The organism is Spirillospora sp. CA-108201 (assembly GCF_050936235.1).
Taxonomy (GTDB): Bacteria; Actinomycetota; Actinomycetes; order Streptosporangiales; family Streptosporangiaceae; genus Spirillospora.
Window position 1 is genome coordinate 6,027,478 of the sequence record NZ_JBNJNE010000001.1, and the last position, 13,439, is coordinate 6,040,916.

Here is a 13,439-nt window from a genome sequence, read left to right on the forward strand (position 1 = left end):
CCCTTCGCCGTCCCCGTGCGGCCCCGGGTTACTACCACCCGGTACGGTGAACGCCATGTCGCCGAAACGCCCCCTGCGGCAGGTGCTGGCGGCCCGCGCTGGGCAGCGGGCGCGCCAGGGCGTGCACGCGGCCGTGCACCGCGCCTGGGAATGGATCCAGCGGCACGGGGAGATCACCCCGCACACGCCGGGCCGCCGCAGGTTCGCCTACCTGGGCCAGGGCGCGTGCATCGGCTTCCCGACCGGCGCGATCTACGGCGAGCCGTGGATCTCGATCGGCGACCACACGCTGGTCGGCACGCACGTCACCATCTCCGCCGGGTTCGTGCCCGGCCTCGACCTCGGGCCGGACGTCGTCGTCCGGATCGGCGGGAGCTGCTCGCTCGGCCGCGGCACCCACATCGTCGGCCACCAGTCGATCGACATCGGTGACGACGTCTTCACCGGCCCGAACGTCTACATCACCGACCAGAACCACACCTACGGCGACCTGCACACCCCGATCGGGCGGCAGTGGCCCGAGAACAACCCGGTCGTGATCGGGGACGGCTGCTGGATCGGCACCGGGGCGATCATCCTGCCCGGCACCCGTCTCGGCCGCAACGTCGCGGTGGCGGGGGGCGCCGTCGTCCGCGGCGAGTTCCCCGACCACTCGGTCATCGGCGGCGTCCCGGCCAAGGTCCTGCGCAGCCACGACAAGGAGAACGGCTGGCAGCCGCCCCTGCGCACCGACCCCCTCATGTCCCTGGACGAGCTCGCGGCCCTCTCGGTGGACGGCCTGGAGGGCCTGCAGATCCTCCAGGACAGGCTGCGCGCCGAGTCCGGGGCCCGCGGCGAGCCGGCCTCCCGTGACGAGTCCGCCTCCCGCGACGAGGCCCCCTCCCACGACGGAGACGTCCTCAGCGAGGAGGCGGGCTGACCACCGCCCTCCGTCGTCCGCCGGGCCCGGAACGCGAAGAGCCCCGCCGTCGCCGGCGGGGCTCTTCTGTCGTCGGTCAGCTGGTGCGGGCGGTCCGGCGGTCGCCCCCGTAGGGGGAGGCGCCCCGGCGGTTGCCGTGGGAGCCGCCGCCGGTCCGGGGGCCGCCGCGGCGCTCGCCGGACGAGTAGGACCGGTGCTCGCCGCGCCCGCCCTCGCCGTCGCGGCGGCGGTTGCCGCCCTCGCGGTCGAAGGTGCGGGGGCCGCGGCCACGACCGCGGCCGCCCTGACGGCCCCGGCCGCCCTCGCGGCGCGCCGGCCGCTCGGGGATGATCGGCTCCTCGATCGGGATGCCGGACGGCTGCCGGGCGCCGGTCAGCTTGACCAACTCAGAGTCGCCGGTGGACACCCGGGTCCGGGGCGCGTTGATGCCGGCGCGGCGCGTCATCGCGGACGTCGAGCGCACCTGGTGCGGCAGGACGAGCGTGACGACGGTGCCGCGCTCGCCGGCGCGGGCGGTGCGCCCGGCGCGGTGCATGTAGTCCTTGTGGTCGGCCGGCGGGTCGACGTGCATCACCAGGGAGACGTCGTCGACGTGGATGCCGCGGGCGGCGACGTCCGTGGCGACCAGCACGCTGATGGAGCCCTCGCGGAACTCGGCGAGGGTGCGGGTGCGCAGGCCCTGGCTCTTGCCGCCGTGCAGACCCGCGGCGCGGACCCCGGCCTGGGTGAGCTGCTTGGCGAGCCGGTCGACGCCGTGCTTGGTGCGGGCGAACAGGATCGTCCGGCCCTCGCGGTTGGCGATCTCGGCGGTGATGGCGCTCTTCTCCTTGGGCGCCACGAGCAGCAGGTGGTGGTCCATGGTGGCGACGGGCTCGTCCACCGGACCGATCGCGTGCGTGACCGGCTCGTCCAGGTACCGCCGGACCAGGACGTCGACGTCCTTGTCGAGGGTGGCGGAGAACAGCAGCCGCTGCCCGCCGGGCTTGGCGGCGTCCAGGATGTCGGTGACGTCGGGCAGGAAGCCCATGTCGGCCATGTGGTCGGCCTCGTCGAGCACGGCGATCTCGATGTCGGACAGGTCGCAGGCGCCCTGGCGCATCAGGTCCTTGAGGCGGCCCGGGGTGGCCACGAGCACCTCGACGCCGCGGCGCAGCGCGTCGATCTGCTTGAACATCGAGGTCTGGCCGATGACGGTCTTGAAGCGCAGGCCGAGCCCGCGGCCGAGCGGCTCCAGGTTGTTCTGGACCTGCTGGGCGAGCTCGCGGGTCGGGACGAGGATCAGCGCCAGGGGGCGCTTGGGGGCGGCCTTGCGGCCGGAGAGGCGGGCCAGGAGCGGCAGCCCGAACGCCAGGGTCTTGCCGGAGCCGGTCTTGCCGCGCCCGAGGACGTCGCGCCCCGCCATGACGTCGGGGATCGCGGCGGCCTGGATCGGGAACGGGGCCTCGATGCCCTGGCGGGCCAGGGCGCTCACCAGGACCGGCGGGAGGCCGAGCTCGGCGAAGGAGGGAACCTTCTCCTCGTCCGCGACGGCGGGCGTGGTCGGGTTCTGTGCAGCGGCAGCTGTGGTCACGCATTACCTTCCGAGAGGGGGGCACGTCTCGGGAGGCACCTCGGTGGGTGTGGCCTGCAAGGACGAGCCTGGCGCCGTCGTCGGCGCCGAAGAGTGATTCCTAGAGTCTAACGTCGTCGGGGGACGACCTTATGCCCCGTACCCGAAGGAACATGCGCCACATCGCGCTCAGCAAGCACAGGAAACACCCTGGACGGGGGCCGTGAGCGGGTCCGGTGAACGCCGCGTGACGGCGCCGGCACCGGTCTCCACCGGGTGGCCCTCCCGCGCCCAGTACTCGAACCCGCCGAGCATCTCCTTCACGGCGCGGCCGAGCTTCGCGAACTCCAGCGCCGCCTTCTGGGCGCCGTTGCAGCCCGGCCCCCAGCAGTAGACGACCACGGCCGCGTCCTCGGGGACGAGCGCGGCGGCGCGCTCGGCGATCTCGGCGGTGGGCAGGTGGAGGGCGCCCTGGACGTGGCCCCGCGCCCAACTCTCGGCGCTCCGGGTGTCGACGACCACGATGCCGGGCGTCCCCTCGGCGAGCCGGGCGGCGACGTCGGACGCGTCCGTCTCGAAGGCCAGCCGGGCGGCGAAGTGCCGGAGCGCCTCGTCGGCGGTGGTGGCGGGCATCGGGGGGACGGCGGGCATCGGGGGGACGGCGGGCATCGGGGGGACGGCGGGCATCGCGGGGGCGGGGTTCATCAGCGGGCTCCTTCGGATGGCGGCGGCCGTCTCGTGACCACCTCGATCCTCGACCGCCGGCAGGACGCGCGGAAGTGGCGTGAATGCCGCATATCGCTAAGATCCCGCCATGCGCGTCGCTCCGCCGTCCCGCCGGCACACGGTCTCGGTGCTGGTGTTCGACGGCATGGCGCCCTTCGAGCTCGGCACGGTCGTCGAGGTGTTCGGGCTGCCCCGGCCCGAACTGAACGTCCCCTGGTACGACCTGCGGGTCTGCTCACCGGAGCGCGGACCGATGCGGGCGGTGGGCGGTTTCACGATGACGGCCGAGCACGGGCTGGACGCGTTCGCGTCGGCGGACACCGTGCTGGTCGTCGCCGTCCCCGACGTCCGCCGGGACCCGCCGCCCGAGGTCGTCGCGGCACTCCGGGAGGCGCACGCGCGCGGCGCCCGCGTGGCGTCCATCTGCTCGGGCGCGTTCGCCCTGGCCGCCGCCGGGCTCCTGGACGGACGGGCCGCCACCACGCACTGGCGGTACGCCGACCTCCTGCGCCGCCGCCACCCGGACGTCCACGTGACGCCCGACGTCCTCTACGTGGACGGCGACGACGTCCTCACCGGGGCGGGCAGCGCCGCGGGGCTCGACATGTGCCTGCACCTCGTCCGCAAGGACCACGGCGCCCGGGTGGCCAACGCCGTGGCGCGGCGGCTGGTCGTCCCGCCGCACCGGGACGGCGGGCAGGCGCAGTTCGTGGAGGCGGCGGTGGTCCCGCCGGACGAGGACGACCCGGTCGCGCGGGCCATGGCGTGGGCGCTCGACCACCTCGCCGAGCCGATCACGGTGGCCCGGATGTCGCGGGAGGCGCGCCTCGCCCCCCGCACGTTCCTGCGGCGCTTCCAGCGGCGGACCGGGACGAGCCCCCTGCGCTGGGTGGTCGGCCAGCGGGTCCTGGCCGCGCTGCCGCTCCTGGAGGAGGGCGGCGCGCCGGTCGAGGAGGTCGGCGCGGCGGTCGGCTTCGAGAGCCCGGCGACGTTCCGCCACCACTTCGCCCGGACGATGCGGACCTCTCCGTCCGCCTACCGCCGCACCTTCCGCACCGACGGAACCTGACTCCCCGCGCGTGGCGGGGGCGCCTCAGGCGCGCTGGGGAATCGGCGCCTGGCGGTCGATCTCGCGGCCGAGGACCACCACCATCTCCTCGAACGGACCGGACCCGTAACGCGCGTGGAGCGCGGGGTAGACGTCCTTGCGGGCGGCCTCCCTGAGCATCCAGCTCAGGTCCGTGTGCGGCACCCGGCGGCCGCGGGCCAGTTCGTCGTGCACCTGCCGGGTCGTCCGGAGCAGCTCCGGGTGCCCCGCCGACTCGGAGAGGATCATGCGCGCCGCGTCCTTCAGTTCCATGCCCGGAGTCTAGAGGCGTCCCCCCGCGGAGGGGCGCGGAAGAGCGGGAGGCCGGTGGGGGACACCTCCGTGCGCGGGCGGCGAGCGGGGTCGGGCGTCCGGTTACGGACACAAGCGGAGGGTATCTCCGGAATTTCCTGACCAGCAGAAGTCACCGATGTCAGGGACGGGTTGCGCTTGCGCGGCAGACGGCGGGCGTCCGCCGTGACCGCGAGGGGTGACGAGGTCAGCGCGGTTGTCAGGAGCCGCAGGCCGGGCGCGGGCGCCGATCAGCCCGGACGGCCGCGAGATCACTTCAGACGGGACCGAAACATGCGGCGCCGGGCGGCGAAAGACGGTCGCCGGCACAAAGTTCCAGCTCAATCGTTGATCACCGCGTTAGGCCTTTGTTAATCTGCCCGGCAGCCGAGGGGAAGCGGTCTCTTACTGCCGGTGATAGATCACATCCACTCCGCGACATTTGTTCATCCCACCAACAAATGGAAGCCGTTCTCAGTGACCATGGCCGACACAATCGGCCGCGCACGCCTTCAGCTACACCCGACCCTTGAGTAGTCAGGTGAACGGTACAAGTTAATGACAGTCCAACCGCAGGCGGCTCCTGCCGCCACACACTCCGGCGGCCCCCTCGGAAAGCGGATCCTGGCGTTCGCCGGGCACCCGCTGTTCCGCGGCGACGCCCAGGTCGTCCACGGCCGCAACCCCTACCGCCGCATGCTCGTGCCCGGCTCGCTGGCCGAGTCCGACTTCGACCGTCCGCCGGGCCCCGGCGACTGGGCGGCCCATCGCTCCCTCGCGGCGCACCGGCTGCTCGGCACCTTCTACGAGGCCGAGACCGTACTGCTCCCCGAGCAGGGGCTCGACGGCCTGTACGAGGATTTCGACCTCTTCTACGGCCGTGACCTCAAGGAACTCCGCGAGAGCTCGGTCTCGGAACTGGAACGTTTCGCGTTCGGCTGCCTGGACGAGGCCGTGGACGTCAGCGGCTCCGCGACGCCCGACGTGCTGGAGGCCTACTTCCAGCACGTCGTGGAGGAGGCCGCCGCCGGGCCGTCGCCCGCGCTGACCGCCATCGCGAACGCCCGCGACCGCAAGAGCGCCGCCGACCTGTACCTGGTGCAGCTCGCGCTGGACGGGCTCACCGAGGCCTCCGCCATGTCGCGCAACCTCGCCGGCGCCTACGGCCCCGAGCAGTCCGCCCTGTTCAAGATTTTCATCGACGAATTCGGCTACGGGGTCTACGACGCCAAGCACACCACGATCTTCGCCAAAATGCTGCGCAGCCGCGCGATGGCGACCCACGTGCACGCGTACTGGAACTTCTACCTGGCCGGGCCGCTGGCGACGAACAACTACTATTACTACCTGTCCCGCGACCATGCGAAATTCTTCCGCTACGCGGGCGCGGTCACCTATGCGGAAGCTGTTTTCGCACCCGCCTTCGTAGAAATGATCAAAGTCTTCCGCGACATATTCGGCGAATCCGTCGATCTGCATTACTGCGACGAGCACGCGCACATCGACGAGCACCACGGGCGCATCACGCGCGACCAGGTGCTGCTGGCCCTGGCCGGGCGGCACGGCCCGCGGGTCGTCCCCGAGCTGCTGCGCGGCATCGCGGAGGCGCGCCTGGTCGGCGGCTGGTTCGAGGACGACACCGCGGCGCAGATCCGCTGGTCGGACGACCTCCCCCGGCACCGGGAACTCGCCGGTTCGGCGCGGACCGGGTCCGAGCCGCCGCTGCGGGTCGCGCTGACCGCCGGGAGCCCGTTCGGGACGCGCAGCCATGACGGCGACGTCGTCCTGGAGGTGGAGCGCGGCGAGGCCGACCTCGTCACGACCCCTACCGGACCGCCCGAGCGGCTGGCGCGCGGCGAGGCCGTGCTCATCCCCGGCGGGCGCCTCTACGGGATCCGGCCGGCCACGCCGGAGACCGCCTGCCTGCTCCACGCAGTGACTCCCGCCTGAGACTCCCCGCTCCCCGACGCTCCCGCCGAGACTCCCGTCTCTCCCGCCCCGCCTGACCGCGCCATGCCTTGTGCCGCCCCCGCCCGTCACCGGCCGCGCCCGAAAGACAAGAGGAGCCGATGGCCCGCGTCATCGTGATGGATCTGAGCCGGCACAACACCGTGATGGTCGGCCACGACCGCTACTTCGTCCTGCACGAGGGCGAGCGGTCGCTGCTGGTCCGCGACCACTGCCCGCACCGCGGCGGCCCGCTCAGCCTGGCCCGCCGCACCCCGGACGGGCGGCGGCTCAGCTGCCCGTGGCACGGCACGAAGGTCGGCGTCTCCGCCGTGAAGCGCTCCTGCCTGCCGATGGTGCGCAGCGGGGACGAGGCCGTCGTGGTCCTTCCGGACACCGGCGACCCCGTCTCGGTCATCCGCAAGGAGATCCTCGCCAACCTGCCGCCCGACCCGACCCACGACGAAGGGGCCGAGAGCCGATGAACAGCGCACAGCCGCAGGGCGCGGTCACCGTCATCCGCGACGCAATGGAGCTCGGCGAGTTCCTCAGGTGGGGGCGCGACCTGCACCACCAGGGCCGCTACGAGGACGCCGCCCGGGCCTTCGAACTGATCCTCGGCGTGGACGCCGACAACCAGGAGGCCCTGATCGGCCGGAACCGGGCCGTCCGGCGCTCCGTCCCGCGCTGGCACTGGGAGATGCTGCACGACGAGGAGCGCGCCGAGCTGTACGACCGGGCGATCCGGCAGGCGGTGGCGTCCGCCCCGGACGCGCTGGTGCTCGACATCGGCGCCGGGTCGGGCCTGCTGGCGATGATGGCGGCGCGGGCCGGGGCGCGGGAGGTCGTGGCCTGCGAGGGCCAGCCGTCGGTCGCCGAGACGGCGGCGCGGGTGGTCCGGGTGGCGGGCTACGACGACGCGGTCGGCGTGGTGCCGAAGATGTCCACCCGCATGACGGCGCCCGGGGACCTGCCGAGGCGGGCCGGCCTGCTGGTCACCGAGATCGTCGACTGCGGGCTGCTCGGCGAGGGCATCCTCGGCACGATCGCGCACGCCCGCGAGCACCTCCTCGCCCCGGACGCGACGATCATGCCGTCGCGCGGACGGATCATCGCGCAGCTGGTCGAGAGCGAGCCGCTGCACCGCAAGAACCACGTCGGCAAGCTCTACGGGTTCGACCTCGCGCCCTTCAACCGGCTGTCCACGCTGGAGTACTTCGACTCCCGGCTGCACCGGCACGAGCACCGGACGCTGTCGGAGCCGGTGACGGTGTTCGACTTCGACTTCTACACGGCGGACGCGCGCCCGCAGCGCACCGAGCTGACCGTCCGGCCGACGGCCGCGGGCAGGATGCACGCGATCGCGTTCTGGTTCGAGATGGAGCTGCTGCCGGGGATCGTGGTCGACAACGCGCCCGGCCACGACTCGCACTGGAAGCAGGCGATCCAGTGCCTGCCCGTCCCGCTGCACGTCCAGCCGGACCTGCCGGTGTCGCTGGTCGCCGCCCACGACGGCGAGTGCGTCCGCTTCGAGGTGGAGTCCGAGGAGGTGGTCGCGTGACGACCGCCACGGAGGCGATCGGCGCGGCGGCGCCGGGCGCCGGTAAGACGGGCACCAGAAAGACGGGCACCAGAAAGACGGGCATGGTGACGACGGGGACGGCGCCGACGGCCGCGTCGGCGAGCGCCCTCGCCGCGTACTGCTCGCAGCGGATCTTCCGGCCGGGGCCCGAGGTGCTCATCGAGGGCAACCCGTTCCGGCGGCCGATCGGCCCGCCCGGCGCGGGCGGCCGGGACTTCTCCGTCCCGGCGACGGAGGCGGAGTTCCTCGGCACCGGGCAGCTCGTCGCCGGCCGCGTGCTGTGCAACGCCTACGAGAGCGACATGATCCTGCTGCCCCCGGCCGGGCTGGCCTCGGCGAAGGACGACTTCGAGCTCTTCTACGGCGACGAGGTGCGGGCGCTGCGCGACGCCGTCCGGCCGGGCCTGGAGCGGTACGCGTTCTCCTTCCTGGACGACGCCGTCAGCGTCCCGCCGGTGCGGACGCTGGAGGAGCTCCAGGCGTACTTCCTCGCCGAGGTCGGCGGCGCCGGGGCGCCCGCCGACGCGTCCGGGAGCAACCCGGCGGTGGACCCGGCGGCCGGGGTGAACGGCACCATGAAGCTGATCACCGAGTGCCGGCGGCCGGAGGAGGCCGCGGCGCTGCACCTGGTCCAGCTGGCGCTGGACGCGCTGACCGAGGCGTCGGCGATGGCGCGCAACCTCGGCGGCTCCTACGGCGTCGAGCAGTCCGAGCTCTTCAAGATCTTCAATGACGAGTTCGGGTACGGGGTCTACGGCGCCAAGCACAGCACGATCTTCAAGGAGATGCTGGCCAGCGTCGGCCTGCGCACCGACGTGCACGCCTACTGGAACTTCTACCTGACCAGCTCCCTGGTCGGGGTGAACTACTTCAACTGGCTCACCGAGGACCACCGCGGCATGTTCCGCTACATGGCCGCGGTGACGTACCTGGAGTGGCTGTTCGCGCAGGGGTTCGCCGACACCGGCGCCATGCTCCGCGCCGTCTACGGCGACCGCGTGGACGCCAAGTACTGCGACGAGCACGCGCACATCGACGTCCACCACGGGCGGATGACCTACGAGAACCTGCTGCTCGGCCTGGCCCGCACGCACGGCGAGCTGGTCATCCCCGAGCTGGTGCGCGGCATCGAGGACACCAAGCTCCTGCTGCGCCTCGGCGACGCCGACTTCCGCGCCCAGATCGCCTGGGCCGGCGACCTCGACCGGCACACCGAGGCGGGCGCCGCGCTGGCGTCCCGCGCTGCGGACGACGCCGGGACGAGCACGCTCCGTCCGGACAGCCCGTTCTGTACCGGCGTGTACGACACCGACCGGCTCGTGGAGGTCACGAGCGGCGAGGCCGACGTGTACGCGTGGGCGACCGACCGCCCGCACCGGCTCGGCGCGGGCGACGTGCTGCTGGTGCCGCGCGGCCGCCTGCACGGCCTGAAGGCCGCATCGCCCGAGGCCCGGGTGACCGTTCGAACCGTCGAGAGGACGTCGCGATGACCGAGAACGCACCGCCGGCCGGGCCTCGGACCCCCGTCGGCTCGTACAACGAGTGGGACCCGCTGGAAGAGGTGATCGTCGGCGTCGTCGACGGCGCCGCCGTCCCGCCGTGGCATCCGGCGATCGAGGCGACCGTCCCGCCGGAGGCCTGGGACTTCTACCGGCGCAACGGCGGCGGCTTCCCGGCGGAGCAGGTCGACGCGGCCCGCGAGGAGCTCGACGGGTTCGCGTCGATCCTGGAGGGCGAGGGCGTCACGGTCCGGCGCCCGGACCCGGTCGACCAGTCCCGCCCGTTCGGGACCGCCGACTGGACGTCCACCGGCGGCTCGTCGCACACCTTCCCCCGCGACATCGCGCTGGTCGCGGGCGACCAGATCGTCGAGGCGACGATGGGCTGGCGGTCGTACTACTTCGCCACCCACCCGTTCCGGACGATCTTCAAGGACTACTTCCGGCGCGGCGCGCGCTGGGTCGCGGCGCCGAAGCCGCAGCTCACCGACGCGTCGTTCAACCCCGGCTACGCCGCGGCCAAGCCGGAGACCATGTCCCCGGGGGACCGTGCCTCCGCGGGGGGACGGCCCCCCGCACCCCCCGGCAACGACTGGTTCCCGGACGCCGCCTCGGTCATCACCGAGTTCGAGCCGATCGTGGACGCGGGCGACTTCATGCGGTTCGGCCGCGACATCCTCGTGCAGCGCAGCCACGTCACCAACCGGTTCGGCATCGAGTGGGTGCGGCGGCTGCTCGGCGGCGAGTTCCGGGTGCACGAGGTCGCGTTCGCCGACGACCACCCGATGCACATGAACGCCACGTTCGTCCCGCTGCGCCCCGGCCGGGTGCTGATCAACCCCGAGCGGGTGCCGGAGCTGCCGGAGATGTTCGCCGGCTGGGACGTGCTGGTCTGCCCCGAGCCGGCCATCCCCGCCGACCAGACGATGTACTTCTGCAGCCGGTGGATCGCGATGAACACCCTGATGCTCGACCAGGACCGGATCTTCGTCGAGGCGCAGGAGACCGAGCTGCTGCGGCTGCTGGAGAAGGAGGGGTTCACCCCCATCCCCGTCCCGTTCCGCACGGTCAACACCTTCGGCGGCGGCTTCCACTGCGCCACCCTCGACGTCCGCCGGCGCGGCGGGCCCGAGGACTACTTCTCCTGACTGCGATCGAGGTCCGTATGTCGTATGACCCGCCCGCGGGCGGCGAGCGTCCGCTCCTTCTCCTGGTCGCGAGCAGCTACTGGGTCTACCGGAAGTACATCCTGGAGTCGGTGTCGCGGCGGTACCGGCTCTGGCTGCTCAACCCGGCCCCGGCGAGCTGGGAGGAGCCCTACATCGCCGGGCACACCGTCGTCGACTGCCTCGACCTGGACAAGCTGACGGAGGCGGCCCGCGACGTGGCCCGCGACCACGAGGTCGCCGGGGTGTTCTGCTACGACGAGGTCTACATCGAGACGTCCGCGCACCTCAGCGCGGCGCTCGGGTTCCCCGTCCTCGACCCGGGCGCGGTGGCGCGGTGCCGGGACAAGTCCGCGACGCGGGAGGCGCTGCGGGACGCCGGGTTCCCGCAGCCCGCGTCCCGCGCCGTGGCGTCGCTGGAGGAGGCGCGCGCGTTCGCCGGCGAGATCGGCCACCCGCTCATCGTCAAGCCGCGCAACCTCGGCGGCAGCCTCGGCCTCAGCAAGGTCGAGAAGCCGGGGGACCTCGACGCCGCCTTCGCCCTCACCGACGGGACGCGGATGGGCGGCATCCGCCAGTTCGATGACTACGTGGTCGTGGAGGAGTTCCTCGACGGCCCGGAGATCTCCGTCGAGTGCGTCCTGTTCCAGGGGGAGTGCACGCCGCTGATCGTGGCGCGCAAGGTGCTCGGAGGCAGCGGCGACCTGGCGTTCGAGGAGATCGGTCACGACGTCGACGCGAACGACCCGCTGCTGTTCGACACCGGGTTCCACGACACGCTCACCCGCGTCCACGCCGCGGTCGGGTTCACCGACGGGGTCACGCACATCGAGTTCAAGCTGACCCCGGACGGCGCGAAGCACGTCATCGAGATCAACGTCCGGCTCGGCGGCGGGATGATCCCCTACCTCGGGCTGCTGACCTCCGGCGTCGACGGGCCGCTCGCGGCGGCGGACGTCGCGGTGGGACGCCGCCCCGCCCCCCGGTTCCCGGGGCCGCGCAGGGCCGCGTCCATCCGGTTCGCCTATCCCCCGTTCGACATGGAGGTGACCTCGGCGACGGCGCACCGGGAGCTGATGCGCCCGCCCGTCGCGGAGGTCGAGGTCGGGACGCAGCCCGGCGCACGGGTGCGGCTGCCACCGCACGGCCTGGCCCGCACCGGCTACGTCATCGCGATCGGGGAGACGCTGGAGGAGACCCGCGCCGCCGTCCCGGACGCCGGACGGTACTTCACGTTCGAGGGCGTCCCGCTGGAGCCGGCGCCATGAGCTCCTCCGAACCCGCGGACCCGCCCGAACCCGCGGACTCCCCCGAACACCCGAGCTCACCCGAACACCCGAGCTCACCCGAACACCCGACGATCCTCGCCACGCTGCGGGAGATGAGCGGGACCGTCCGGATCCTCGTCCTCGGCAACCTGATCATCAACCTGGCGGCGTTCCTCAACGCGTTCCTGGTGCTGTTCCTCACGGGCAAGGGCTTCACCGCGTGGGAGAGCGGCGTGGTGCTGACCGCGCTGATGATCGGGCGCATCTCCGGGTCGGCGGCGGGCGGCGCCGCCGCCGACCGGTTCGGCTACCGGCGCGCCATCATCGGCTCGATGGCCGCCACGGCGGTGCTGACCGCGGCGCTCGTGCACGTCCCGAACGTGTGGACCGGCGCGCTGGTCGCCGGGGGAGCGGGCCTGACCGCGCAGGCCTACCGGCCCGCCGCGCTCGCCTGGGTCGTGGAGCTGACGCCGAAGGACCGCCAGGTCATCGTGTTCTCGGTGCTGCGGCTGACGTTCAACGTCGGCACCACGGTCGGCCCGATCGGCGCGGCGCTGCTGCTGGCCTACTCCTCCTACGACGCGCTGTTCTACGTGGACGCGGCGACGTCGCTGGCGTTCGGCGTCCTCGCCTACGTGACGCTGCGCTCCCACCCCGAGCCCGCCGGCAAGGACGCCGCCGCCGGCGACGACGAGCACGCGGGATACGGGCGGGTGTTCGCCGACCGGCGCTTCATGCTGGTCGTCCTCGGCCTCTTCGTCACCGCCGTCGCCTACATCCAGAGCTCCGCCGCGCTGCCGCTGTTCGTCACCGGCTCGGGCCACACCGAGAAGGTGTACGCGGCGCTGCTCTCCGTGAACGGGTTCATGGTGATCGCGTTCGAGGTGCTGCTGTCGAAGTGGACGCAGCGGCTGCCGATCGGGGTGCCGATGGCGCTCGGCATGGCGATGCTCGGCGTCGGCCACCTCGTCTACACCGGGCCGTCCCCCGTCACGGTGCTCGTCCTCGCGACCGTGGTGTGGACGGCCGGAGAGATCATCGCGGCGCCGTCGATGATGGCCTACCCCGGCCTCGTCGCGCCGTCCGCGCTGCGCGCCCGCTACATCGCCGCGGCGACCGTCCCGCAGCAGGTGGGGTACGCGGTCGGCCCCATGATCGGTATCGCCGCCTGGCACGCGTGGGGTTCGGGCGTGTGGGTGCTCACCGGGGCGTGCGGGCTGCTCGCCGGCGTCCTGGTGATCGCGGGCGCGGGGGTGTCGCGGCGGCGCCCCGGCGAGGACGATCCCGCGAAGGACGCCGAGGAGCCGCCCGCCATGGCCGCGAGCCGGCCGGGCGCGCCGGACGAGGCGCGAACGCGGGAGCCGCAGGGCCAACCGACGGATCAACCGACTTGAAGGTGAAGAGC

The 13,439-nt window shown here is 72.9% G+C and carries 12 protein-coding genes; 9 read left to right on the forward strand and 3 right to left on the reverse strand.

Annotation, left to right across the window (positions count from 1 at the left end):
• Positions 1–55 precede the first annotated feature (55 nt).
• A complete protein-coding gene (locus ACQEU6_RS29010) occupies positions 56–919 on the forward strand; it encodes an acyltransferase (RefSeq protein ID WP_499336222.1) in 864 nt (287 codons plus the stop codon).
• A gap of 76 nt (positions 920–995) precedes the next feature.
• On the opposite strand, the gene ACQEU6_RS29015 is transcribed toward ACQEU6_RS29010, so the two are convergent.
• Complete coding sequence (locus ACQEU6_RS29015) at positions 996–2,489, reverse strand: DEAD/DEAH box helicase (RefSeq protein ID WP_499336223.1); 1,494 nt, start codon at positions 2,487–2,489, stop codon at positions 996–998.
• A 168-nt stretch (positions 2,490–2,657) separates the two neighbouring features.
• Positions 2,658–3,173, reverse strand: coding sequence for a rhodanese-like domain-containing protein (locus ACQEU6_RS29020; protein ID WP_499336224.1), 516 nt, complete (start codon positions 3,171–3,173; stop codon positions 2,658–2,660).
• Between the two features lie 109 nt (positions 3,174–3,282).
• Here ACQEU6_RS29020 and ACQEU6_RS29025 point away from each other — a divergent pair, with 109 nt between their 5' ends.
• Complete coding sequence (locus tag ACQEU6_RS29025) at positions 3,283–4,263, forward strand: helix-turn-helix domain-containing protein (RefSeq protein ID WP_499336225.1); 981 nt, start codon at positions 3,283–3,285, stop codon at positions 4,261–4,263.
• 24 nt (positions 4,264–4,287) lie between these two features.
• Here ACQEU6_RS29025 and ACQEU6_RS29030 read toward each other — a convergent pair whose 3' ends face one another.
• Positions 4,288–4,554 (reverse strand): hypothetical protein, encoded by a 267-nt coding sequence (locus ACQEU6_RS29030; protein WP_499336226.1) that lies wholly within the window; start codon positions 4,552–4,554, stop codon positions 4,288–4,290.
• Between the two features lie 576 nt (positions 4,555–5,130).
• On the opposite strand from ACQEU6_RS29030, the gene ACQEU6_RS29035 reads away from it, so the two are divergent.
• The 7 genes from ACQEU6_RS29035 (at position 5,131) to ACQEU6_RS29065 (ending at position 13,428) form a co-directional block, all read left to right on the forward strand.
• Complete coding sequence (locus ACQEU6_RS29035; RefSeq protein ID WP_499336227.1) at positions 5,131–6,522, forward strand: iron-containing redox enzyme family protein; 1,392 nt, start codon at positions 5,131–5,133, stop codon at positions 6,520–6,522.
• A 119-nt stretch (positions 6,523–6,641) separates the two neighbouring features.
• Complete coding sequence (locus tag ACQEU6_RS29040; RefSeq protein ID WP_499336228.1) at positions 6,642–7,004, forward strand: Rieske 2Fe-2S domain-containing protein; 363 nt, start codon at positions 6,642–6,644, stop codon at positions 7,002–7,004.
• Positions 7,001–8,080, forward strand: coding sequence for a 50S ribosomal protein L11 methyltransferase (locus ACQEU6_RS29045; RefSeq protein ID WP_499336229.1), 1,080 nt, complete (start codon positions 7,001–7,003; stop codon positions 8,078–8,080). The genes ACQEU6_RS29040 and ACQEU6_RS29045 overlap by 4 nt, the downstream gene beginning before the upstream one ends.
• Positions 8,077–9,591 (forward strand): iron-containing redox enzyme family protein, encoded by a 1,515-nt coding sequence (locus tag ACQEU6_RS29050; protein WP_499336230.1) that lies wholly within the window; start codon positions 8,077–8,079, stop codon positions 9,589–9,591. The genes ACQEU6_RS29045 and ACQEU6_RS29050 overlap by 4 nt, the downstream gene beginning before the upstream one ends.
• Complete coding sequence (locus ACQEU6_RS29055) at positions 9,588–10,748, forward strand: hypothetical protein (protein ID WP_499336231.1); 1,161 nt, start codon at positions 9,588–9,590, stop codon at positions 10,746–10,748. Before ACQEU6_RS29050 ends, ACQEU6_RS29055 begins: the two co-directional genes overlap by 4 nt.
• Before the next feature lie 17 nt (positions 10,749–10,765).
• A complete protein-coding gene (locus tag ACQEU6_RS29060; RefSeq protein WP_499336232.1) occupies positions 10,766–12,034 on the forward strand; it encodes an ATP-grasp domain-containing protein in 1,269 nt (422 codons plus the stop codon).
• On the forward strand, positions 12,031–13,428 hold the full coding sequence (locus tag ACQEU6_RS29065) for an MFS transporter (RefSeq protein ID WP_499336233.1): 1,398 nt from the start codon (positions 12,031–12,033) through the stop codon (positions 13,426–13,428). Before ACQEU6_RS29060 ends, ACQEU6_RS29065 begins: the two co-directional genes overlap by 4 nt.
• Positions 13,429–13,439 lie beyond the last annotated feature (11 nt).